General features: G+C 59.7%; 17 protein-coding genes, 1 tRNA gene and 1 pseudogene. 12 read left to right on the top strand and 7 right to left on the bottom strand.

Annotated elements, in window-relative coordinates; translation table 11 throughout:
- Positions 1-14: 14 nt before the first annotated feature.
- The gene (locus HQL98_05310; GenBank protein ID MBF0271483.1) at positions 15-707 is read right to left on the bottom strand and encodes a bifunctional precorrin-2 dehydrogenase/sirohydrochlorin ferrochelatase; all 693 of its coding nucleotides are present in this window, start codon (positions 705-707) and stop codon (positions 15-17) included.
- Between the two features lie 224 nt (positions 708-931).
- Here HQL98_05310 and HQL98_05305 point away from each other — a divergent pair, with 224 nt between their 5' ends.
- On the top strand, positions 932-1,165 hold the full coding sequence (locus HQL98_05305) for a DUF2249 domain-containing protein (GenBank protein MBF0271482.1): 234 nt from the start codon (positions 932-934) through the stop codon (positions 1,163-1,165).
- Positions 1,166-1,253: 88 nt separating this feature from the next.
- Positions 1,254-1,739, top strand: coding sequence for a C_GCAxxG_C_C family protein (locus HQL98_05300; GenBank protein MBF0271481.1), 486 nt, complete (start codon positions 1,254-1,256; stop codon positions 1,737-1,739).
- Between the two features lie 303 nt (positions 1,740-2,042).
- Here the strand turns inward: HQL98_05300 and HQL98_05295 are convergent, their stop codons facing one another.
- Positions 2,043-2,456, bottom strand: coding sequence for an HNH nuclease family protein (locus HQL98_05295; GenBank protein ID MBF0271480.1), 414 nt, complete (start codon positions 2,454-2,456; stop codon positions 2,043-2,045).
- A gap of 364 nt (positions 2,457-2,820) precedes the next feature.
- Here HQL98_05295 and HQL98_05290 point away from each other — a divergent pair, with 364 nt between their 5' ends.
- Both HQL98_05290 and HQL98_05285 read left to right on the top strand, forming a co-directional pair.
- Positions 2,821-3,510 carry a LexA family transcriptional regulator gene (locus HQL98_05290; GenBank protein ID MBF0271479.1) on the top strand — a complete coding sequence of 230 codons (690 nt, stop codon included), beginning with the start codon at positions 2,821-2,823 and terminating at the stop codon, positions 3,508-3,510.
- Positions 3,511-3,615: 105 nt separating this feature from the next.
- Positions 3,616-4,410, top strand: a complete 795-nt coding sequence (locus tag HQL98_05285) for a HesA/MoeB/ThiF family protein (GenBank protein MBF0271478.1) — start codon at positions 3,616-3,618, stop codon at positions 4,408-4,410.
- Positions 4,411-4,444: 34 nt separating this feature from the next.
- Here the strand turns inward: HQL98_05285 and HQL98_05280 are convergent, their stop codons facing one another.
- Positions 4,445-5,029, bottom strand: a complete 585-nt coding sequence (locus HQL98_05280) for a MogA/MoaB family molybdenum cofactor biosynthesis protein (protein ID MBF0271477.1) — start codon at positions 5,027-5,029, stop codon at positions 4,445-4,447.
- A gap of 24 nt (positions 5,030-5,053) precedes the next feature.
- Positions 5,054-5,488: pseudogene (locus tag HQL98_05275) on the bottom strand (molybdenum cofactor biosynthesis protein MoaE).
- Between the two features lie 180 nt (positions 5,489-5,668).
- Here HQL98_05275 and HQL98_05270 point away from each other — a divergent pair.
- The 5 genes from HQL98_05270 to HQL98_05250 all read left to right on the top strand — a co-directional run bounded on the left by HQL98_05270 (position 5,669) and on the right by HQL98_05250 (position 15,019).
- Complete coding sequence (locus HQL98_05270) at positions 5,669-8,050, top strand: CHASE2 domain-containing protein (protein ID MBF0271476.1); 2,382 nt, start codon at positions 5,669-5,671, stop codon at positions 8,048-8,050.
- Positions 8,051-8,267: 217 nt separating this feature from the next.
- Entirely contained in the window at positions 8,268-9,455 is a 1,188-nt protein-coding gene (locus HQL98_05265; protein ID MBF0271475.1) for an ABC transporter substrate-binding protein, read from the top strand.
- Complete coding sequence (locus tag HQL98_05260) at positions 9,452-12,037, top strand: HAMP domain-containing protein (protein ID MBF0271474.1); 2,586 nt, start codon at positions 9,452-9,454, stop codon at positions 12,035-12,037. The genes HQL98_05265 and HQL98_05260 overlap by 4 nt, the downstream gene beginning before the upstream one ends.
- 422 nt (positions 12,038-12,459) lie before the next feature.
- Positions 12,460-13,368 carry an OmpA family protein gene (locus HQL98_05255; GenBank protein MBF0271473.1) on the top strand — a complete coding sequence of 303 codons (909 nt, stop codon included), beginning with the start codon at positions 12,460-12,462 and terminating at the stop codon, positions 13,366-13,368.
- Positions 13,369-13,459: 91 nt separating this feature from the next.
- Entirely contained in the window at positions 13,460-15,019 is a 1,560-nt protein-coding gene (locus HQL98_05250; GenBank protein ID MBF0271472.1) for an SPOR domain-containing protein, read from the top strand.
- Between the two features lie 379 nt (positions 15,020-15,398).
- Here HQL98_05250 and HQL98_05245 read toward each other — a convergent pair.
- From HQL98_05245 to amrB, 3 genes are all read right to left on the bottom strand, one after another.
- Positions 15,399-15,485: transfer RNA gene (locus HQL98_05245), tRNA-Leu, on the bottom strand.
- Positions 15,486-15,548: 63 nt separating this feature from the next.
- Positions 15,549-16,292, bottom strand: coding sequence for a metal-dependent hydrolase (locus tag HQL98_05240; GenBank protein ID MBF0271471.1), 744 nt, complete (start codon positions 16,290-16,292; stop codon positions 15,549-15,551).
- Positions 16,293-17,693, bottom strand: coding sequence for an AmmeMemoRadiSam system protein B (amrB, locus tag HQL98_05235; protein MBF0271470.1), 1,401 nt, complete (start codon positions 17,691-17,693; stop codon positions 16,293-16,295).
- 252 nt (positions 17,694-17,945) lie between these two features.
- Between amrB and HQL98_05230 the strand changes: the two genes are divergently transcribed.
- From HQL98_05230 to HQL98_05220, 3 genes are all read left to right on the top strand, one after another.
- A complete protein-coding gene (locus HQL98_05230) occupies positions 17,946-19,724 on the top strand; it encodes an ABC transporter substrate-binding protein (protein MBF0271469.1) in 1,779 nt (592 codons plus the stop codon).
- A gap of 1 nt (position 19,725) precedes the next feature.
- A complete protein-coding gene (gene yejB, locus HQL98_05225) occupies positions 19,726-20,784 on the top strand; it encodes a microcin C ABC transporter permease YejB (GenBank protein MBF0271468.1) in 1,059 nt (352 codons plus the stop codon).
- A 123-nt stretch (positions 20,785-20,907) separates the two neighbouring features.
- Positions 20,908-21,105, top strand: a complete 198-nt coding sequence (locus HQL98_05220; protein ID MBF0271467.1) for a hypothetical protein — start codon at positions 20,908-20,910, stop codon at positions 21,103-21,105.
- Positions 21,106-21,343 lie beyond the last annotated feature (238 nt).

Raw genomic sequence — 21,343 nt, 5'->3', positions numbered from 1 at the left:
AAAATCGCCACGCTTCACCCATTTCCCGCTGTTTCGCGGCCCGCATTCCCGGCCCCGACCGACACTTCGGAAACCTCGCGTGACGCCAACGCCTGTCGCACCATCTCCTCGGCTCCGGCCTCGTCCCCCTGCAAGAAACGTTCGGCCACCCCCTGATCCAACAGTTCCCGCCAGAAGCGTCCACGGGCCGCCAGACCTCCCGGCACCTCCCGTCTCCACACGGAAAGCCGTCGGGCCAAAGCCCCCACCCCCTCCGGCAGCCACGCCTCGATGCGCCGCCGCAGATATCCCGCCAGCGCGGGAGCCGCCCCCGAGGTGGTGATGGCCAGAGTAACCGGCGGACGGACCACCACCGCCGGCCAGACCAGGGTGCAAAAGCAGGGTTGATCCACCACGTTCAACCACACCCGCCGCTCCAGGGCCGCGGCATGAAGGGCGGCATTGAGGGCCCTGTCGGCGGAGGCGCTGATCGCCAGCCACACCCCGTCCAGATGGGCCGGGACAAACGGTTCGTTGCGCCAGCAAGCCCGCCCTGTGCGCACCGCTTCCGCCAACCCTTCTTCCAGTTGTTCGGAAACAATGGTCAGTCGGGCGCCGGCTGACAGCAGGGCCAAACCCTTGCGGGTCGCCTCACTCCCGCCCCCCACCAACAGGCAGGGACGATCCTGCAAACGCAAAAACAAAGGCAACAGTGTCTCTTCCATCATGAGCCTTCGCTCCTTGCAAGCCTGTCAAAACCCCTTTGCGGTCGCCCCCGACACCCATTTTTCCCTCAACCGAGCCTCATCCACACCCGCCGTATCATTTTTTTATTGACAAGATGTTCTATGTAGATCATCGTGAATCCCTTGGCAACCGGGAATCTGTCATAACCCGTAATGATACACCCGATCCGGTTTCACCACACGTCCTTTGATGACTGTTTTTCAAGATGAGCAAGAATCTGGATGTCCGCACACTGCCCGCGCCCGAACCCATGATCCGCATTCTGGAGGCCGTGGCCACTTTATATCCCGGTGAAACCTTGCAGGTTCACCACAGCCGGGTGCCCCATCTGCTGTATCCCCGATTGCAGGAACGGGGCGTAAGCGTGGAAACCCGGGAGTTGCCGGATGGAGAGGTGCTTTTGTCGATCCGTCGTCCGGAACGACCCACCACTCCATAGACCCTTTCACCTTGCGTCCGACACCACTTATGCCACCATGCCCGGCTCTTCCCGTTTCCCAGTCACTGCTTCCACCGCACAACCAACCGTGCCTCTGACCGATGACGCCATCATTCAACAAGTGGGGGAACGGGTCCGAACCTACTATAACGACGGGCAATTCTCCTGCGCCGAGGCCATGCTCAAGGCCTTTGCCGAAGTCTTTGCCCCCCATCGCTTCGACCCCGCGCTCATCACCCGTCTGGCGACACCGTTCAACGGGGGGTTTTCGGAACTGCAACACACCTGCGGGGTGCTGACCGCCGGATTGATGGCCATCGGCTTGGTGACGGGTCGGGATCAACCCGGCGACGAAGAAGCCAAAGAAAAAGCCTACACCCTGACCCAGATCTATTACCGACGCTACATGGACGCCGTCGGCACCGACTCTTGCAAGGAACTGCTGCAACGATGGAAAGAACAAGGGGTGGACAAATCCCTCTGCAAGGCCCACACCCGGCGCATGAGCGAACTGCTGGCCCGTACCATTCTACAGGTGGGATTCCACGATCTGCCCACGGACGAAGAGGAGTAGGCATGGCTCTGCTCCAACCCCCCGAAGCGAACCGGCACGCCTGCGGTCCGACTGTGGCGTCGCCCGCGTTTCAACGCTTTTATAACCTGTCCCCGTCTCATGCATCGCCAGGACTCAAGACTTCTTTATGTTGTTTCACGCCTTCCATTAGAGATACAACCACACAACCCATTCATTTTGAACATAAATCCAAAACATCAACAAACTTCGGACTGATTTCGGGGCAAAAAAACAGGCTAAACGCATTTTATTTGCAGTCTTTTTGCGTTGCCCATTGTCTATAGGACTGAAGAGGTATAAGATTCAGTCTCTTTTTCGCTCCAGCAGTGCCTTCAGGTTGGCAAAAGGGTGGTGGGTGGCCCGTGATTCCGATGACTCTTCAGAACCTTGGCTGTTATGAGATCCCTGTTGCTCTTCGTAGCGAGAGTGTTCGTTATCGTGGCAATACAAACACAAATTTTCCCAGTTGCTGCCATCAACTGGATTGTTATCGTGATTGTGGTCCTTATGGTGCACCGTGAGTTCAGTCAAATTCTCCCGCACAAAACTCCGACCACACCGGGCGCACACCCACGGATGAATCGACAAAGACCGCTCCCGATATCCGGCCATACGCTCATCCCGGGATTTGCGCGCCGAGACGATCAACTGGTCAACCCGATCCTGCCGAATGGCCGTCGCCTTTGGACGGACGGACTTGTTGGACTGATTGGTCATGTCTGAACTCCCATTATTGTTGAAGGATCGCAACCCGATACGAAATATGATGATAAACCCATACCAACGTATGGACTCTACAGGCCAGGGACAGTAAAAACCGATTGTTGCATTTTTTTAATAACACATCAAGAATATCAAGTCGTGCAAAAATTATTGAAATTAAAAATACAACCCATTAAGAACCATAATCAGTAATAATAAAGTCATTTATCATAATTATTGACGGATTATTGAAAAGAAAAATATTTAATTGCTCTGTTCATCCCCTCCCGAATGAACATGTAAAAGGTTGCAAAACTCTGACGGAAAGTATACACACATCGTTGACGTAACCATTCATCATAAAGGATCCAGAAAAGCCATGACAGACAGAACCAGCACATTAACTCTGAGCGATCGTATCCAAACCGCCCGGAAATATGCCAGCCTCACCCAAAAACAACTCGCGGATCGGGTCGGCATCAGTCAAACTGCGGTGCATAAACTGGAGTGTGGACGCTCCCGCTCGTCGCGGCGCACGGTCGCCATTGCCCTCACCTGCGGTGTCGATCCCATCTGGCTGGACACGGGCCGGGGCGAAATGAGCCTGGGTGGCCCCCCTGGATCCGGTCCCGGCATGAGCGGTGTTTCCGAGTCCGCCGAGGGTTACCGGGTTCCGGTCATTGCCCGCATCCCCCTGATCACCTGGGAAGAAGCCAAAGCCTACACCCCGGAAACCGCCGAATCCCATCACCCGGAAAACGTCAAATCCTGGATCCCCGTGGCCCCGAGAACCAGCGCCAAGGCCTATGCCCTGGAAGTGCCGGACGACTCCATGGAACCGGAGTTCACCGAAGGGGAACTCATCATCGTCGATCCCACCATGAAAGCCGAGCATAATCGTTTTCTGATCGCCCGGACAAGCGAAGACAATCGCGCCACCCTCAAGCAATTGATCGTCCACGGCGCCAGACAATACATGAAACCCCTGAATTCCCGTTATCCACTGATCGAAATTCAAGGTCAACTGATTGTCAGCGGCGTGGTTGTGGCCAAGTACAAGGATTATTGATCCCTCGGCTCATCCTTTGCCCCAGCCACTCTCTTCCGGTCGGCGTCCCTCCAAGACCACACCCCCCGACCGGAAGGGAAGCTCCCCTTCTTCAAAAAAACAGCCGTGCCCATTCCCTTTCCAGACTCTCCCTCCAACCGGTTGGATTCCGCTCCCGCCGCGAACCCGCGTCTGGCCGCAGCCCGGGTCTTCATTCTGGGCGCCGGAGGACTGGGCGCGCCGGTGGCGTTGTTTCTGGCTCAAACCGGCATCGGCCATCTGGTGATCGCCGACGGGGATCGGGTGGAACTGTCCAATCTCCACCGTCAGATTCTCCACGTAACCCCAGGGGTGGGACTCCCCAAGGCCGAATCGGCCCGACAGACCTTGCAACGCTCCCACCCCGCCACCCGCGTCACCCCGATCCATCTCCGCATCACCGAGACCACGATCGCAAACGCCGTGACCGGATGCGATCTGGTGGTGGATGGCAGCGACAACTTTGAAGCCCGTTACCTGCTCAACCGGATTTGCATGACCCGCCGGATTCCGCTGGTATCGGGGGCGGTATTGGGATTCGAGGGACAGGTGGCCACCTTTCGACACGGGGTGGATCCGGAAGCCCCCTGTTATCAATGTCTGCACCCTGGCATAAAACAGCATGGCTGCGGGCCGGAAAGTCCCATCCCGACCTGTGCCACCGCCGGGGTGTTGGGTCCGGTGGCCGGAGTGATCGGAGCCTTGCAGGCCACCGAAGCGATCCAAACCCTTCTCAACCGGCAACCGTCACCCGCCAACGGATCCATCTGGCTGATCAATCTGCGGGATCAGTTCTGGCTGCGCGTTGCCATTCCCAAAAATCCCGCCTGCCCGGTATGCGCCGCGCCCCAGGCCGGTCCAGTCTCCCGCCCCGCCTCCTGACGCCTGTCGCCCCCCGTGAAGAAAAAAACCAAGATCAGGCGTGACCGCCCCCCCGGGCCATGCGCAAGGCGTGGGGCACCAAATCCGCCACCGCCCCCAGACTGTGAACCGCTCCCCGGGTCGAACCCGGCAGATTGATCACCAACGTCTGCCCCCGGAAGGCGCTCACCCCCCGGGTCAAGGCCGCGGAACGGGTCTGTTGCAAACCGGCGGCCCGGATCAACTCCGCGAATCCCGGCAACTCCCGGTCGCACACCGCCCGGGTGGCCTCGGGGGTGACATCCCTGGGACCGGGACCGGTCCCGCCGGTAGTCAGGATCACCTCCATTGCCCGATCATCGGACCATGCGGTCAACACCTCCCGGATCCGCGCCTGCTCATCCGGAAGCAACACCCGCGCCACCACCACCCCTCCATGAGCCAGCACCCATTGTTCCAACGCGTCGCCGCTGCCATCGGAAGCCAGATCCCGACTGTCGGACAGGGTCACGATCCCCACCCGCAACCCGGACCAGGAGATCCGATCCGGACTCTGATGTTTTTCCGGCTGCCCGTGATGACCATGGCTCTGTCCCTGGCCACACGCATGCACATGACCTCCGTTGGCGTCCGCTCCCATCGGTTTTCCACTCCCCCATTTGCCGGCGGCGGCCTCGCAGCCGGGACACACCTCCACCCAGCGGGGACCGCCTTGGGTGGTGAACTCTTTTTTCCAAAAGGTGGCGTAGAGTTTCAAATGATCGATCATGAAACGGCAGGCATCGAACGCATCGGCCCGATGACGCGCCGCCGCCACCACCAGCACGATGTTGTCGGCCACGGACAACCGACCCACCCGATGCACCACCAGCAACGCCTCCACAGCGAAACGGGCGCGTGCCTCGGTTTCGATGCGGGCCAATTCGGATTCGGTCATGCCGGGATAGTGTTCCAGTTCCATGGCCTCGACCCGATCCCCGCCGGCGTAATCCCGCACCGTACCCACAAAGCTGACCACCCCCCCCACCATGGTGCGTCCAGCGATCAGGGCGGCCACCTCCTGTTCCACGGAAAAATCGTCGGTTTGAATGCGAATCATCGTTCATTCCAGCCATCAGAAACAGCCTGCGCCCAAACCAGGACGCACACCCAAAAAAACACTCCCCTTTTCGGATGATTGTTCTTTGCACCCGAAGGGGGTATCATAAGATAAACATCCCATTTTCCGAAAGAGTTGTCGCGATCTTTCAGTGGAGGCAGCCATCTCCCCCCAGTCACCATGACCCGCTTTCCGCTCCGCAATCACCATGCGCTGGTGCTGGCACTGGTCGGCCTGTTTATGCTGTGCGACCACACCGCGCCCATTCGGACCCTGGAACACTGGGCCTATGACCGCGGGCTGCGGGCGATTACCCGCGACTCGGAAAACCGGGTGGTGCTCGTCACCCTCGACGACCCCACCCTGGACCGACTGGGGGGCTGGCCCCTGGCTCCGCGCCATTTCACCCGACTGGTGGAAATTCTCCATCGGGGCACGCCGCGGGTGATCGGGTTCACCTTTCCGATTCCCGTGGATACGTCCGAGGCCATTGCCCTGGGAACCGCCTTCCACTTGTCCGGCCAGGTGGTGATGGGAATGTCGGGCACCCAGGGAACCGCCCCGACGACGCCGGCCCCCCCCGATCCCGATCCGGCCTTTCTGACCGCCTCGGCCCTGCCCGCGCCATTGGATCCGATTCCGGAGGGTTCCGGCCTCATCACCCTGAACACCCTCCAGGCTCCACGGGAAGAACTGGGATTCAACGCGGCCCGCCTGGGGGTGGACCTGCTCCCCCCGGATCCGGATGACGTGGTGCGAAGCCTGCCCCTGATGATCCGCTTCCACGATACCCTGTACCCGACCCTGGCGCTGGCCATCGCCATCGAGGCCCGCTCCTCCCCCCCCAAAAACCTGCTGCCCCATGCCGATGGCAGGCTGCAACTCAACGAAATACTCCTGCCCACCCGGGATCACGGCTGGCTGAATCCTTATTTTCATCCCGGGGTCAACCGGCAACCGGAGTTCGCCACCTACTCCATGCTCTCGATACTCGACGGCAATGTGCCCCCGGACCGATTCCGGGATCGGGTGGTGATGATCGGTCCCACCGCCTCCCGACTGGCCCGACAACTGCCGACCCCCACCGGCCGCGACATGAGCCCTCTGGAAATCCATGCCCAGGGGGTGGCGTCCCTGCTCGACGACCAGGGTTTCCGGATTCCGCCGTGGGGGGTGTGGATCCGCTACGGACTGTATGGGGTGGTGGGAATCTTACTGTTCTTCGCTCCTCCCGGCGGGGTGGGCGCCCGGCTGGCTACCCTGGTGATCACCGTACTCCTGGGTCTGCTGGTGCCGATTGCCCATGTGTGGCTCTTGGACACCCTGGGGTTGTGGGTGCCCATGGCCGGACCGTTGGCCATGCTCACTCTTGGATTTTTTCTGCCCCTGTTGGTCAGCAAACGGTTTCGCTTCCTGAACCAATCCGCGACCCAACCCAGGGATCGGGAAACCCGACTGGCCTTGATCCTGGCCTATCAGGGTCAACACTGCTGGGATCTGGCCATGGAGACCTTTTGTCTGTGTCCCATGGATCCGATGCTGATGACGATCGCCCGACACCTGGGTCAGGAACTGGAAACCGCGCAACGGTTTGCCGACGCGATCCTGGTTTACCAGCGCATGAGCCGCTTCGACCCACAGGATCCGGAACCGGCCAAACGGCTGCGACACCTCCAGGCCCGACTCCGCTCGACCCGCGCCCCCCACCTGCCCCACTCCGCCCCCCTGGAGCATCCGTTGCGCCGGGTGGGTGACCACGGGATTCTCGCGGAACTGGCCCAAGATGCCCTGGGTACGCTTTTGCTGGGACAGGATCCCGCATCCGGACAGGGGGTGATTCTGCGTCTGCCCGGACCAAACCTGCACCGGGATCCCCGGGAGGCCGAGCAGGCCAGACAGGCTTTCCTGGCGGACGGGGAACGCTGGTTGCGTATTCAGCACGACGGGGTGGTGACCCTGTTGGCGATCCAACTGGAGGAGCATCCGCCCCATCTGGTGATGGAACATTTTCCCATCTCCGGTAACCTGGAGCGCCATGTGCATCCGGACGACCCCCTGCCCCTGACCCTGATTCTCTACATCATCACCCGGGCCGCCTTGATTCTGGATCATGTCCATCAACGGGGACTGACCCATGGCAATTTGCGCCCCGAGGATCTGATATACGACCCCAAGACCCGCCGGGTCTGGATCAAGGAATTCGGGCTGGCCCGGCTGTTGGGAGCGGACCCGGCCGGAACCGGCATCTCCCCGTATGCCCCCCCGGAGTCCCTCACCCCGGGAGCGCCGGACCCCCGCAGCGATCTGTATGCCCTGGGAGCGATTTCTTTTCATCTGCTCACCGGCCATCCGCCTTTCAAGACCGACGACCCGGAGACATTGCGCTCCCGGATTCTGTCCACGGCCCCCCAGTCGATCCCCCTGCTGCGTCCGGAAATCCACCCGGATCTGGCCCGGATCGTGGAAAAATCCCTGGCCAGAAATCCGGCCCACCGCCATCCCCGGGGCGCCGACCTGGCGCGGGAACTGGTGAGGTATATCCGCGCCCAGGTCCGCGCCTGAATCATGAAACAAATGGACCTCCGCCCGGTTTGACCCGGATTGCCATGGCCGGAAATTTCCTGTAATTTACCGAGCAAACGGGAAACCATCCGAGGCACATCGTGGCCCATGGTGACGCATCGTTGTACACTATGGCGCGTGACCGCGAAATTCCCGAAGATCCCGCCCCGGTCTTGAATATCCAAAATACGGCATACGCGCAAAGGATCGCCCCCTCATGAGATTCACCCTGTTGCCTCTGACCCGAATCCTGGGGATCATCAGCCTGCTGGCATGGTCCGGTTCCGCCCTGGCCGCCGCCGAAATTCCCATTGGCATGTCCACCCCACTGGAAAGCGGTCCCGTGGCCTTGGGCCAGAACACCCGCCTGGGTGTGGAAAGTTATTTCGACAGCGTCAACCGGGCCGGAGGGGTCCACGGTCGCCCTCTGCGCCTCCTGGCGCTGGACGATGGCTACGAACCCACCAAGGCCGCGGTCAACATGCGCCAGTTGATCGATGATAAAAAGGTTCTGGCGGTCATCGGCAATGTGGGCACCCCCACGGCAGTGGTTTCCGCGCCCATCGCCAACGAAACCCGCACCATTTTAATGGGCGCGGTCACCGGGGCCGGACTGCTGCGCAAAACGCCTCCCGAGCGCTATATTTTCAACTACCGGGCCAGCTACGCCGAAGAGACCGCCGCCATGATCGACGGTTTGTTGGGCATCGGCATCAAGCCCAAGGAGATCGCCTTTTTCACCCAGAACGACGGCTACGGGGATTCCGGATATGCCGGATCGGTGGCGGCCCTCAAAAATCGCGGTTTCGCCGAAATCGATACCCTGGCCCATGGACGCTACACCCGCAACACCACCCATGTGGAAGGGGCGCTGGCCACCATCCTGGATGCCGAAGTCGAACCCCGTGCCATCATCATGGTGGGGGCCTATCCGGCCTGCGCGGCCTTCATTCGCGAGGCGCGCAAGGATTTGCCCAACGCCCTGTTCCTGAACGTCTCTTTTGTGGGCAGCGCGGCCCTGGCCAAGGCGCTGGGCAAGGATGGCGAAGGGGTGATCGTCACCCAGGTGACCCCCGCCCTCAACGATCCCATGCCCGGAGTGAAAGCCTATCTGGAGGCGTTGCGTCAGTATCGGGCGGATGCCAAACCGGATTTCCTCTCCCTGGAAGGATATCTGGCCGCCCGTCTGCTGGTGGAAGGCATTCGCCGATCCACGGTGAGCGGCAACCCGACCGAAGACCGGGAAACCCTGGTCAATACGCTGGAAAACCTGCGGGACTTTGACCTGGGAATCGGTGCGCCGGTCAGCTTTAGCAAAACCGACCATCAGGCCAGCCACAAGGTATGGCCCACCCGCTTGGTTCAAGGGGAGTTTCAACCCCTCGCCTGGAGTCAACTGCGATGAACCCCCAATCCTCCCCGACCCGTACCACGCTCTTCGACCGGTTGATCCGATTGCTCCCGCGTCTGGGTCAATCGGATCATCAATCCTGGACCATCCGTCGTCTGTTGATCGCATGGGCCGCCATGGGATTGATCGCCACGGTGGTGCTCGCCGGTGCGGCGACCTTTGCCACCATCCGTCTGACCACGCTGCAAAACCGTGTAGTAAAACAGATTCTGCCTGTGGAAACCTCGGGACGACGGTTGAGCGGCATGCTGTTGGAGTATGTCAACCGTCAGAACACCCTGGTGCAGGCCACCTCCACGGAAGCCCTCGGCGCGCTGCCGCCCCGCCAGGAACTGGATCGTCGTTTCACCGCCGAACTGGACTATCTGGGTACGGTCGGACAGGGCATGAGCGGTCTGGAGCAGCCACTGACCCACCTCAAGCAATCCTTTGCCCAGTTTCTGGAGCAGGATGATCGGCTGGTGGATCTGACCAAACGGGATCTGGAGTTAAGCCAACGGATGAAAAGTCGCACCACGGCCCTGGATCAATCAGTGGAACGGATGACCACTTTGGCCGAAGGGATCAAGGGCAAGGTGACCCTGGCCATGGTACGGGGAAAACGCCAGACCCGTCGCGCCATGGAAAGCCGCACCTCGGAAGCGGAACTGCGCAGTCTGGCAGGAGTGATGCTCTCTGGAGGTACGGGTCGCATCGGCCAAGTGACGGAAAAGGTGATCTCCAGCGTCAACACCCTGTCGATCCTGAGTCGCCAAATCCGACTGGAACTCACCACCGATATGCTGACCAATCTCCAGACCAATCAGATCAAGCCCGCGGTGGATCTGGCGCGCCAATCCATCAATACCCTCAAAGCCAGCGCCCAGAACGCCCCAGCCGGGGTGGCGGAGTTGACGGAGCAACTGGAAAAAGAGTTCGCCAATCTGACTGCCCTGCTGATGGAAGGCAACGATGCGGTCTTCAGCATGGCCCGTGACGCCCTGGAGTTGGACCGGCTGACCGAAACGAACCGTCACACCGAAGAGACCATTCAAGGTCAGGTGATCCAACGGTTGGAAGAGATCGACGCCTGGGCCGACAAACTGAATGTGGCCGTGACCCAGGAAGCCGCCTCGGTGAGTCGCGCCAGTCAGATTCTGGTCTACAGTGTGGCCCTGGTGGTGGGGGTGTTCATGGTGGGCTTTGGCATGCTGCTGATCCGGCGGATCACTGGTTCCCTGGATCGGGCGGTGGAGGGGGTGCATCGCATCGCCCAGGGGGACCTCACCACCAATCTGGGACCGGTACGCAACGACGAACTGGGCCATCTGCTGATGGCCATGTCGGGCATGGCAGCGATTCTGAAAGGAATTTTCCTCTCTTTGTCGGAAGGATCCCACAACCTTTCCGACGCTTCCCAGGAACTGTCCGAGGTCTCCGGATCCATGAACACCAGCGCGGCGCTGCTCACCCGCAAGGCTGAATCCGTATCCAGCGCCGTGGAACGCTCCAGCACCAACCTCAACCACATCGCCTCGGAAGCCGAACAGGCCAGCGCCAATCTCAACACCCTGTCCGCCGCCGCCGAAGAGGCCAGCACCAACCTCAACACCATCTCCGCCGCCGCCGAAGAGGCCAGCATCAGCCTGACCGCCGTGGTCAGCTCGACCCATCAGGCCACGGAACGGATGGAACAGGTCAAAAGCGCCGCCGAACAGACCAGCGACAACGTGCAAGGAGTGGCGGGAGCCGTTCAGGTGATGACCCACGCTCTGGGAGAGGTGCGTCAACGCTGTCTCATGGCCAACCAGTCCTCGGAACGGGCCAACCGGGAGGCCAACCGTACCCAGGAGGTGATGGACCGCCTGATGGAGTCGGGTCAGGAGATTCACAAAGTGGTGGATGTGATCAACAGCATCGCCGAACAGACCAACATGCTGGCCCTCAACGCCTCCATCGAGGCGGCGGGAGCCGGAGAGGCCGGCAAGGGATTCGCGGTGGTGGCCAACGAAGTCAAGGAACTGGCCCGTCAGACCGCCGCCGCCACCGGCATGATATCCGATACCATCGCCCGGATGATCGACCACTCCCGGGACGCCTCGGACTCGGCGGATCAAATCGTGAGCATCATCCAGATCATGGCTTCGGCCAACGAAGAAATTCTCGAAGCGGTGGAGGATCAGGACCGCTCCGCGCAAGGAATCGCCAAGGCCATGAGCGCCGCTTCGGAACAAACCCGCTCCGTGACCGAAGGCATGAACGCCACCAATCAGGATATGCTGGATGTCAGCCGTGCGGTCAGCGAGGTCTCTTTGGGGATCGCGGAGGTGACCCGCAATGTGGCGGAACTTTCCGCCGGAGTGGTGGAGATCACCCGCAACGTGGCCCTGGCTTCGAGCGGCAGCCAAAACATCACCAGCAACGTGCTGGCAGCCGCCGAAATGGCCCAGGAAATCGCCACCAACATGGAACCGGTCAATCAGGCCGTGGCGGACGTGACCCGCATGAGCGCCCAACTCAACCAACGGGCCACGGGAATGTCGGGGCTTTCCGGATCCCTCAAGGAGATTGTCGAACGATTCAAGCTGGAGTCATGATCACCGCCCATCCAGCTTTCGATAATCAATCCCTTTAACAGTCGCCTTGAGATGTTTTTCATCTTGTGTGCAAGAGCTTCCCGTTCCTGTCATGGAAAAAGCGACCCTCGACAGTTACATGACTTTCAATAATTCCAGAATCAGGGATCGTGACTCCAGGGCGGGGATTGGATCGGTCACACCAACAACCATCCCAACCAGCGACGAACAACCGCATTGCCCGCAAGCCAAAACCACCCGGGAACGCAAAAGATCACAAAAAATTTCACACTTTTCCCGGTTATGGTGAAACGTGAGAGAAAGATGGTTGACGAGCCTTTCAATAAGTGGTAATTGGTTGAAGTTAGCTGAAGGACTTGTTAAAAATTATCAGGGTTGGGCCACATCCAACTCACCTAATCATCGTTCATAAGGAGGATTACATGAAAATAAAAATATTGACCGCATCGCTCGTCGTGGGAGGAATGCTATGCGTCGGAAACACCGCCTCGGCGCATGACCTGTTCGACCACTCCGAGCATGCCTGGCACCACAGCGCCCACTGGTACAACAACCTGTCGGCCTCCTTCGTCGCCAATTTCGCTCCCGACGGCGACAGCGACAACGATGGCGTGAAAAACTCCATCGACCATTGCCCGGGTACGGCGGCTGGCGCGGTTGTCGATCGTTATGGCTGCACCAACGACGATGCGGACAACGATGGCGTCCACGATTTCTGGGATCTGTGCCCCAATACCGATCCGCTGGCCAAAGTCGATGTGCATGGCTGCCCCCTCGACAGTGATCGGGACGGCGTGCCGGATGTGAAAGACGATTGTCCCAAGTCCATCCCGGGCGTGGCCGTGAATGCCGCCGGTTGCCATGTGGATACGGATGCCGACGGCGTCATCGACGGCGCGGACAAGTGCAACAATTCCGCCCGCGGCGAAAAGGTCTCCACCGAAGGTTGCGCCGTTTCCGCCCTGTCCGTGGTCAACTTTGATCTGGGCAAGGCCTATCTGCGCGCCGGCGACCGGAAGATCCTCAACGAAACCGCCAAAAAGATCAAAGCCAACCCGGGTCTGCGCGTCGAAATCCAAGGCCATGCGGATGAGAGCGGTTCGGCGGCCAACAATGTGGGCCTGTCCAATCATCGCGCCAAGGAAGTGCGTGCCTATCTGGTGAAACAGGGAGTCTCCGCCGCCCAGTTGACCATCGTGGGTTATGGCGACACCCGTCCCGCCGCTTACAACCTGTACAGCGAAAAGGATCGTCAACCGATCAATCGTCGCGTTGAAATCCATTTCCTGCCTGGAAAGTACTCCATCCGTGAGACGGATTCCATCAGGTAGTCAAGCAACGGGAAAACCCCGTTGTACCCGTGTTCATAAAATGACTGGAATGCCCGCAAGCTTCCAGAAATGTTCTTAGAAGGAGACACTCATGAGACAACCGAAATCCATCGTCCAAAAGCTGTGTGGTTTGTCCCTGCTGGCCCTGGTTGCTGGTTGTGCGGCCCCGCATCCGGAACTGGGCGCCCCGATCAATTCCCACGACTCGTTGGAACGGACCATTGTCAACACCAATGCCAACACCGAATTCCTGATCAAAATGGATGCCGGTTCCTTCTGTCGCGCCGGTGACTACTGGGGCGCCAATCTGCGCAACGACAATGGCAACCTGTACGGCAAAAAGCACCTGAATCCCGACTTCGTGCATTTTCTGCGCACGGGTGAAATGAACGCCAACGGTCAGGCGACCCCCCTGGGACGCTTCTATTTTGGCGTCAACCAGGAACTGCGGACCAAGTTCCACTCCTGCTTCCGGACCACCTATGGCCGCATGGATGCCGATGATGTCCTCGGATATCACGTCTCCACCGCCGCCGGCGAAATCGGCCGCGAAATCGGTGCCGGCTTCTCCCAGTGGCCCAAGAAGTTCTTCCAACTCAACCTGGAGCGCTCCACCTCCTTCCAGGGCAAGTTCGATCCCATGCTCAAAGAGACCAACACCCATGCCGTCGCCATGTTGGAACTCTTCCAGGAACTGCTGACCTCCGGTTCCCCGGCCGACCGCCAAGCCTTCAAGAACGGCTTTGTGTGCAGCTATCGGGAATCCATGAAGCAGACCCTGGCCGAAATCGCCAAGGAAATGCCCGCCGTCTCTCAGAAGAATATCCCGGTTGCCGAGGATCTCTCCCAGTCGGTGGTCTGCGCCAACGCCGCCATGACCGGTTACGAACTGACCTACAGCCGTACCGAGAACTTCATGACCACGGCTCTGGAAGGCCAGTTCTACGCCAACCATACCACCACTCTGACCGACAGCGACAAGTTCACCTTCCGGATCTTCTCCGCCGAGGAGATTTATCTGCGTAACTATCGTCGCGCTCTGCATGCCGCCGGTATCAATCTGGGCAATGCCCTGTTCCATGGTCTGAAGGATCGGACCGAAGGCGTGGAATATCTGCGCAATCTCTCCCTCGCGGTTGACAAGCCCGGCGACATCCAACTGTACCTGGCTCCCGGCTTCCGTGAATCCTTCGAGTATGGTGGCGAAGCCTATCTCAACGACATGCTCGCCCAGTTGAACATGCCGAAAACCACGGCCCAAAAGCCTGCCGCTCAACCGGCCGCCGCCAAGCCCGCCAAAACCAGCCAGTTGCAAGACTCTTCCACGGCTGTCTCCAAAGTCGAGACCAAAGCCCCCGAGTCCAAGCCGGCTGTCGCCGCTGCGGTCAGCACCGACGCCAAAGCGGGTAGCTGCTTCGTTCACATCGGCTCGTACAGCAAGACGAGCAGCGTGGAAGAGGCTCAAAGCCAACTGAAGAGCAAAGGGATTTCCAACGTTTCCCTGCATCCCGTGACCGTCAAACCCAACACCCCTGAACTGACCCAGGTGCGCGTCGGTCCCTTCACCTCCAAGACCACCGCCCTCACCGAACGGAATCGTATCGCTGGCAGCTATGCCGGTTCCATCGGTGGTGTGCTGTGTGACATCTAAGCCGCACCGTTGATACCCAAAGCCTGACACCTGTGGAGGGAGTGCTTTTTTTATAAGGCGCTCCCTCCCCGGGAATCCATCACGGTTCTCCCCGGATTCGCCTCTCCCCTCCCCACGTTTCCCCGGTATCCATCCAACCGGTTCACTCACCCTCACGATGTCAAAGAACACGGTGTCGCCGGTCTCCAGGCGGTCCACTGGATCCAGAAAAATGGCGATCCTGTTGAAATTGATTCAAGAATAATGCCAAATGAAGCGTCAAAACGTTGCCATTTCGCCGCTCCTGGCCAAGGATGAACCGGGAGGGAGGGGTGCTGAAAGAACGCCTGAAAAACAAAAAAGGACCTGACCGAAACCGGCCAAGTCCTTGATTGTCTTTTGGTGCCCAAAGGGAGAGTCGAACTCCCATATCCTTGCAGATACTAGAACCTGAATCTAGCGCGTCTACCAGTTCCGCCATCTGGGCTTGTCTCTATGGGCAAGAAGATAGCTGCAATCCGACGGCTTGTCAATGACAAAGTGTACCCCCCTATCGGGAACCTGGAAAAAGAGCCAGGAAGGGCAGGCCAAACCAGGGACCGGCGGGCACCAGACGCGGCAGGATGGCATCAAGGGTGGCAGGGGTGAAAATCTCCCGCAGGGTGGCGAGGGGGCCGGGGGTGACGTAATAGACCAGGAAAATCGCCAGATACATGGCGGAAGTGGCCCAACCATCCGGGGCGGAGAGCTTGAACGCGCTCCCCAGGGAAGAGGAGACACCCCCCGGACCGAAGAGGTTCAGGCTGTACAGTTCATCCAGCAGCAGATGCACCAGATAGCCCAGCAGCACGAACAGGCCGGTCAACCAGGCAAGCCGCTCGGATTGATGAAACAGACGCATCAGCAGCAAGGCGGTCAACCCGGCGAAAAACACCCCGGCGGGCAACGAGTGAAAAATCCCCCGATGGACCGTGAAACGGACAAACATTTCGCACACAGCCAGCTTGATGAACAAAAAGCTCACCATCCACAACACCGTCAACTCGGCGACGGAGTAGGCGCCCACCTGACTGAACATGACAAAAAACGAACCCAGCAACGCAAACAGGGTAAAAGCCAGATCCAGCGGCCAGGAGTCTTCGGCGTCCACGTCCGGGAGCACACCGCCGATGGTGGCCCCCATGAAGCCGATCAGCCCGGTCTGGGGATCCACCACCCCTGCGACCATCAAGGTGGTCACCCCCACTCCCCCGCTGACAGCGGCCACCGCCAAATGGGTATGGAATCCGGCCATTCACCGTCCTCTCTTGTTCTCCAACCGTTTTTCCACGGTATAGACCTGGATCTCGGCCCCGGCACGCCAGCACTCCCCATCCAGCCCGGCCTTGCGGCACAAATGGGACAAAAACGCCTCCGGATTGGGAAGCTGTTCCCACACCTGGGGCAAGAAGGTGGCCCGTCGTCCCTGTTTGCTTAAAATCACCCCGTGTACGCCGGGCTTGAGCCGCCGGATCAGATCCTCCCCGTCCCGATGGGGAAACGGCTCCGGGGGACTCAACAAAGAGACCTCGATGGACAACCGTTCCAGTTCCTCCACGCTCACCGGCGCGAACCGGGGATCCCGGGTGGCCGCCGACACGCCATTTTCCAACAAATCCTCGGCCAGGGGACGATGGGCCACCAGGGAGCCGATACAACCCCGCAAGGCGCCCTGATCGGTGAGGGTGATGAAACAGGCTCCGGGTTTGGCCAACTCCGCCCATTGGGCGCTCACCGCGGAGGTGGAAAGCCCCCGGCCTCCCGCCAGAATCGAGGCCAAATGGGCACGGACCAGTTCCGGCAATCCCACCCCGGAACGGCTCTCCCCCACTTTCGGCGTCACGACGGCGCGATCCCCGGTTTCCGGATAAAACAAATAACTGGCATACCCCACCACCCGCTGTTTGTCCCCCGCCGTATCCCCGGAGTTGCGCAAATCCATCAGGACCGGTTTCCAGCGCCGACGACGGGCCGTCTCCAGCATCGCCTGCACGCCCACATTGCCGCAGGCCTCGCAGGAAGTGATTTCCTTGGTGTCCCGGGCCAGAATCGCCTCGTTGCTGCGGGCATCCAGCCGTCTGGCCTCGTCATAGGGGTGATAGTGGGAAAGATCCGTGGAGATCACGATCAAATCTCCCGGTTTCCAGCACTGTTCCAGCAGATCCGCCAGATGTCCGCCGCTCATCTCGCCGTAGACGATGGGAATGATGCGAAAATGGATCAACGTCACCTGAAGAAACGGCAACTGGGTCTCCAGAGAGTGTTCCAGACGGTGTGGCGCCTCATCCCGGGTGACATCGGGCCGGGAAGCCAGACACTCCACCCCTTCCCGATCCACCGGAATCCGCCCCAAGGGGGTCACATAGGCGTCGTAGTTGCCCACCGATGCCCCTTCCAGCCACACCCGATGGCTCGGACCAATCAAAAACACCCGACGCGGGGCCGTGGCCGAAGCCCGGGACAACCCCTTGTAGGCATGGGCCGCCGTCAACCCGGAATAGATGAAACCCGCATGGGGCGCCACCACCGCCACCGGCTCTTGCACCACCGGCGGAACCTGATCCAGCAATCCTTCCACCAGACTGCGCAACCCCGGAGCATCCCCCGGATAGAACATGCCTGCCACTGCCGGCCCTCGCACTCGCTCCACGTTCATGAGTCACCTCTTCAAGGCCATCGGTCCGGTTGCCACCAAGAAACCGGATTCCACATTTTTCATCTTTAACATCTTTAGCCTCTTTAGTACCACGAAACCGGATGCGGCGTCATCCTTCCCGACGGGATTCCCCCGGCGAAAAAATCTGGTCAAACCGCCGTGACCAAGGCTACACTGCAATATCAAGGATCCGCAGGATCCGCGCCACGTTGACGATCCAAAAAAACGCCATGCGAGAGGTTTGCCAAAGCGATGCGTCACCTTTTGTCCATTTTATGCCTGTTGGGACTGTTGATCACCCACGCCCATGCGGATCACGGCTTGAGCCTGGATGGAGTCTTGAAATATCCCCATGACTTCAAAGGATTCGACTACACCAGTCCCCACGCCAAACCCGGCGGCACCCTGAACCTGCACGCCCTGGGCAGCTTCGACAAAATGAATCCCTATACCCTCAAAGGCTCGGCACCCGATCTGCTGGAACCCCTGATCTTCGAGCATCTCATGGTTCAGGCCCAGGACGAACCCTTTTCCCAATACGGACTGCTGGCCCAAAAGGTGGAAGTGGCGGCGGATGGTCTCTCCGTGACCTTTCACCTGGATCCGGCGGCCCGGTTTTCCGACGACTCCCCCCTGACCGCCGAAGATGTGAAATTCTCCTTGGAAACCCTGCAATCGGACAAGGCCCACCCCTTCTATCAATCCTACTGGCGGGACATCACCGCCGCCGAGGTGATCTCCCCCCAGGCGATCCGCTTCCGTTTCCGTCAGGCCAACCGGGAACTGCCCCTGATCGCCGGGGAAGTCCCGGTCTTCTCCAAAGCCTTTTTCACCAAGACCCCCTTTGACCTGGAAAACCTGACCACGCCTTTGGGTTCCGGACCGTATGTGGTGGAAGAGTTCAAGGCCGGAAAAATCCTCACCTACAAACGCAATCCGCAATACTGGGGCAACAACCGTCCGGTCAACCGGGGCCTGTACTCCTTTGAACGCATCGTGCTGAAGTTCTACAAGGATCCGGTAGTGGCCCTGGAGGGATTCAAGGCCGGCGAATTCGATTTCATGGCGGAAAACAATTCCAAACAATGGGCCAGGGACTACGAGGGTCCCAAATTCACCCAGGGTCACATCAAAAAGGAAACCCTGCCCCATAAACGGGGAGCGGGCATGCAAGGATTGATCTTCAATCTGCGCCGTCCGATGTTCCAGGATATCCGGGTGCGCAAGGCCATGGGATTGGCCTTCGATTTCGAGTGGAGCAACGAAAATCTCTTCTATGGTCAATACACCCGTTCCAAAAGCTATTTTTCCAACTCCGAACTGGCGGCCCAGGGTAGCCCTTCCCCGGAGGAACTGGCCCTTTTGGAACCGTTGAAGGACAAACTCGACCCGGTGGTGTTCGGTCCGGTTCCGGTTCCCCCTGCCACCACGCCGCCCAACTCCCTGCGTCAGAATCTGCGGGAGGCCTCCAAACTCCTGAAAGAGGCCGGCTGGACCCTGGGTGACGACAAGGTGCTGACCGATGGCAAAGGCAATCGCCTGGAGGTGGAAGCCCTGCTCGCCTCCCCGGCCTTCGAACGCATTCTGGCCCCCTACGCGGCCAACCTGGAAAAACTGGGCATCCGCCTCCAGTACCGCACCGTGGACACCTCCTTGTATCAAAGCCGGGTCCACGACTTCGACTACGACATGATCGTCAACGGCTTCGACCAGTCCCAGTCTCCGGGCAACGAACAGCGGGACATGTGGCACTCCTCCAGCGCCAGCATCCAGGGCAGTCACAACCGGATCGGCATCCAGGATCCCGCCGTGGACGCCCTGGTGGAAAAACTCATCTACGCCAAAAATCGTCCGGAACTGATCACCGCCTGTCGCGCCCTGGACCGGGTGCTGCTGGCGGGCCACTATCTGGTCCCCAACTGGCACCTGACCTATCACCGCATCGCCTATTGGGACCGTTTCGCCCGACCGGAAAAACTGCCCCTGTTCTACTCGCCGGAGGGGTGGCTGCTCTCTTGGTGGATGAAGTGACATGGGTGCCTACATTCTGCGCCGCCTGCTGTTGATGATTCCCACCCTGCTGGGGATCATGGCCGTCACCTTCGTGGTGATCCAGTTCGTGCCCGGTGGACCGGTGGAACAGATGATCGCTCGCATGGAGGCCGGCTCCTCCGGCGGCCAGGGAGAACTCTCCACCCCTTCCAGCGGCGGACTGTATCGGGGTGCCAAGGGACTCAGCCCGGATCAGATCGCGGCGTTGAGCAAACTCTACGGCTTCGACCGCCCGGCCCACGAACGCTTCTTGCTCATGATCGGCAACTATCTGCGTTTCGACTTCGGGGACTCCTACTACCATCACCGCTCCGTGACCGCTCTGGTGATCGACAAACTGCCGGTCTCCATTTCGTTGGGCATGTGGACCTTTCTGCTCACCTATCTGGTGAGCATCCCCCTGGGAATCCGCAAGGCGGTACGCCACGGCGACCGCTTCGATGCCGTCACCTCGGCGCTGATCCTGGCCGGATACTCCATTCCCGGCTTTGTGCTGGGGGTGCTGCTGATCGTGCTGTTCGGCGGTGGCAGTTTCTGGGATCTGTTTCCGATCCGCGGGCTGGTCTCGGACCACTGGGAATCCCTCTCCTGGACCGCCCGCATCACCGACTATCTGTGGCATATGGTGTTGCCAGTCTTCGCCTCGGTGGTGGGATCCTTCGCGGTGATGACCATGCTCACCAAAAACAGCTTTCTGGAAGAAATTTCCAAACAGTACGTCCTCACGGCCCGGGCCAAGGGCATCACCGAACGGGCCGTGCTGTACCGTCATGTGTTCCGCAACGCCCTGATTCCCCTGGTCACCGGCTTTCCCGGCTCGTTCGTGGCCGCGTTCTTCAGTGGCAGTCTGCTCATCGAAACCATCTTCAGTCTCGACGGACTGGGATTGCTGGGTTACGAATCGGTCATCAACCGGGACTATCCGGTGGTGTTGGCCACCCTGTATTTCTATACGCTGCTGGGACTGGTCACCAAACTGATCACCGATCTGACCTATGTGGTCGCCGATCCCCGCATCACCTTTGAAGGGGCCCATTAAAAAAACAAAGCCCCCCGGAATCAAAAATCTTCTGGCGTTCGCCACCGGTGTAACGCTACAGTAATCCTTGATGCCGTATCTGGACGGCTTTCTTGCCACTCCGTCACACAGAAGGAACCACCCATGACATGCCGCGTCGATGAAATCCTCAACGACTCCCAGGAATTGATCCGGGAGACCATCCTCCGCTTCGCCGAGGATCTGACCACCGATTTCAACCTCGATTCCGCCAAAAAACAGGATCTGCTCGACAGCGAAGCGTTCAAAACCCTGCGCGGCGCCATGGAGACTTTTGCGGTTTGGTATGTGAAGAAGGGGTAGGAAGTCCCCTCCTCTCCCCGCCCCGTGTCACCGGCGTGGTACGGGGCGACGGGTAGATTGGGCAGAAACTTCCGCACCCCCTTTCAATCTTTAAATTATCCTCGCTTGCCCCCATCCAACACGCCCCACCCCCACCAAAAAACACCCCCTGGCCGGAATTGCCATGAAACCCGCCTCAAAATCGGTTAGCATGCCCTCCATGGCCCCCTGAAAACCCATCCCGTGGAGAGTCCCATGT

The sequence above is a fragment of the Magnetococcales bacterium genome, assembly GCA_015231755.1.
GTDB lineage: Bacteria > Pseudomonadota > Magnetococcia > Magnetococcales > Magnetaquicoccaceae > Magnetaquiglobus.
The sequence above is the reverse complement of the archived record's forward strand: the minus strand, read 5'-3'. Positions and strand labels throughout refer to the sequence as shown.

What these genes read in the sequence shown, in the direction of transcription:
- HQL98_05310 (MBF0271483.1), bottom strand. Translation starts at nt 707, where the DNA reads ATGATGGAAGAGACACTGTTGCCTTTGTTTTTGCGTTTGCAGGATCGT.
- HQL98_05305 (MBF0271482.1), top strand. Translation starts at nt 932, where the DNA reads ATGAGCAAGAATCTGGATGTCCGCACACTGCCCGCGCCCGAACCCATG.
- HQL98_05295 (MBF0271480.1), bottom strand. Translation starts at nt 2,456, where the DNA reads ATGACCAATCAGTCCAACAAGTCCGTCCGTCCAAAGGCGACGGCCATT.
- HQL98_05290 (MBF0271479.1), top strand. Translation starts at nt 2,821, where the DNA reads ATGACAGACAGAACCAGCACATTAACTCTGAGCGATCGTATCCAAACC.
- HQL98_05280 (MBF0271477.1), bottom strand. Translation starts at nt 5,029, where the DNA reads ATGGGAGCGGACGCCAACGGAGGTCATGTGCATGCGTGTGGCCAGGGA.
- HQL98_05270 (MBF0271476.1), top strand. Translation starts at nt 5,669, where the DNA reads ATGACCCGCTTTCCGCTCCGCAATCACCATGCGCTGGTGCTGGCACTG.
- HQL98_05265 (MBF0271475.1), top strand. Translation starts at nt 8,268, where the DNA reads ATGAGATTCACCCTGTTGCCTCTGACCCGAATCCTGGGGATCATCAGC.
- HQL98_05260 (MBF0271474.1), top strand. Translation starts at nt 9,452, where the DNA reads ATGAACCCCCAATCCTCCCCGACCCGTACCACGCTCTTCGACCGGTTG.
- HQL98_05255 (MBF0271473.1), top strand. Translation starts at nt 12,460, where the DNA reads ATGAAAATAAAAATATTGACCGCATCGCTCGTCGTGGGAGGAATGCTA.
- HQL98_05250 (MBF0271472.1), top strand. Translation starts at nt 13,460, where the DNA reads ATGAGACAACCGAAATCCATCGTCCAAAAGCTGTGTGGTTTGTCCCTG.
- HQL98_05240 (MBF0271471.1), bottom strand. Translation starts at nt 16,292, where the DNA reads ATGGCCGGATTCCATACCCATTTGGCGGTGGCCGCTGTCAGCGGGGGA.
- amrB (MBF0271470.1), bottom strand. Translation starts at nt 17,693, where the DNA reads ATGAACGTGGAGCGAGTGCGAGGGCCGGCAGTGGCAGGCATGTTCTAT.
- HQL98_05230 (MBF0271469.1), top strand. Translation starts at nt 17,946, where the DNA reads ATGCGTCACCTTTTGTCCATTTTATGCCTGTTGGGACTGTTGATCACC.
- yejB (MBF0271468.1), top strand. Translation starts at nt 19,726, where the DNA reads ATGGGTGCCTACATTCTGCGCCGCCTGCTGTTGATGATTCCCACCCTG.
- HQL98_05220 (MBF0271467.1), top strand. Translation starts at nt 20,908, where the DNA reads ATGACATGCCGCGTCGATGAAATCCTCAACGACTCCCAGGAATTGATC.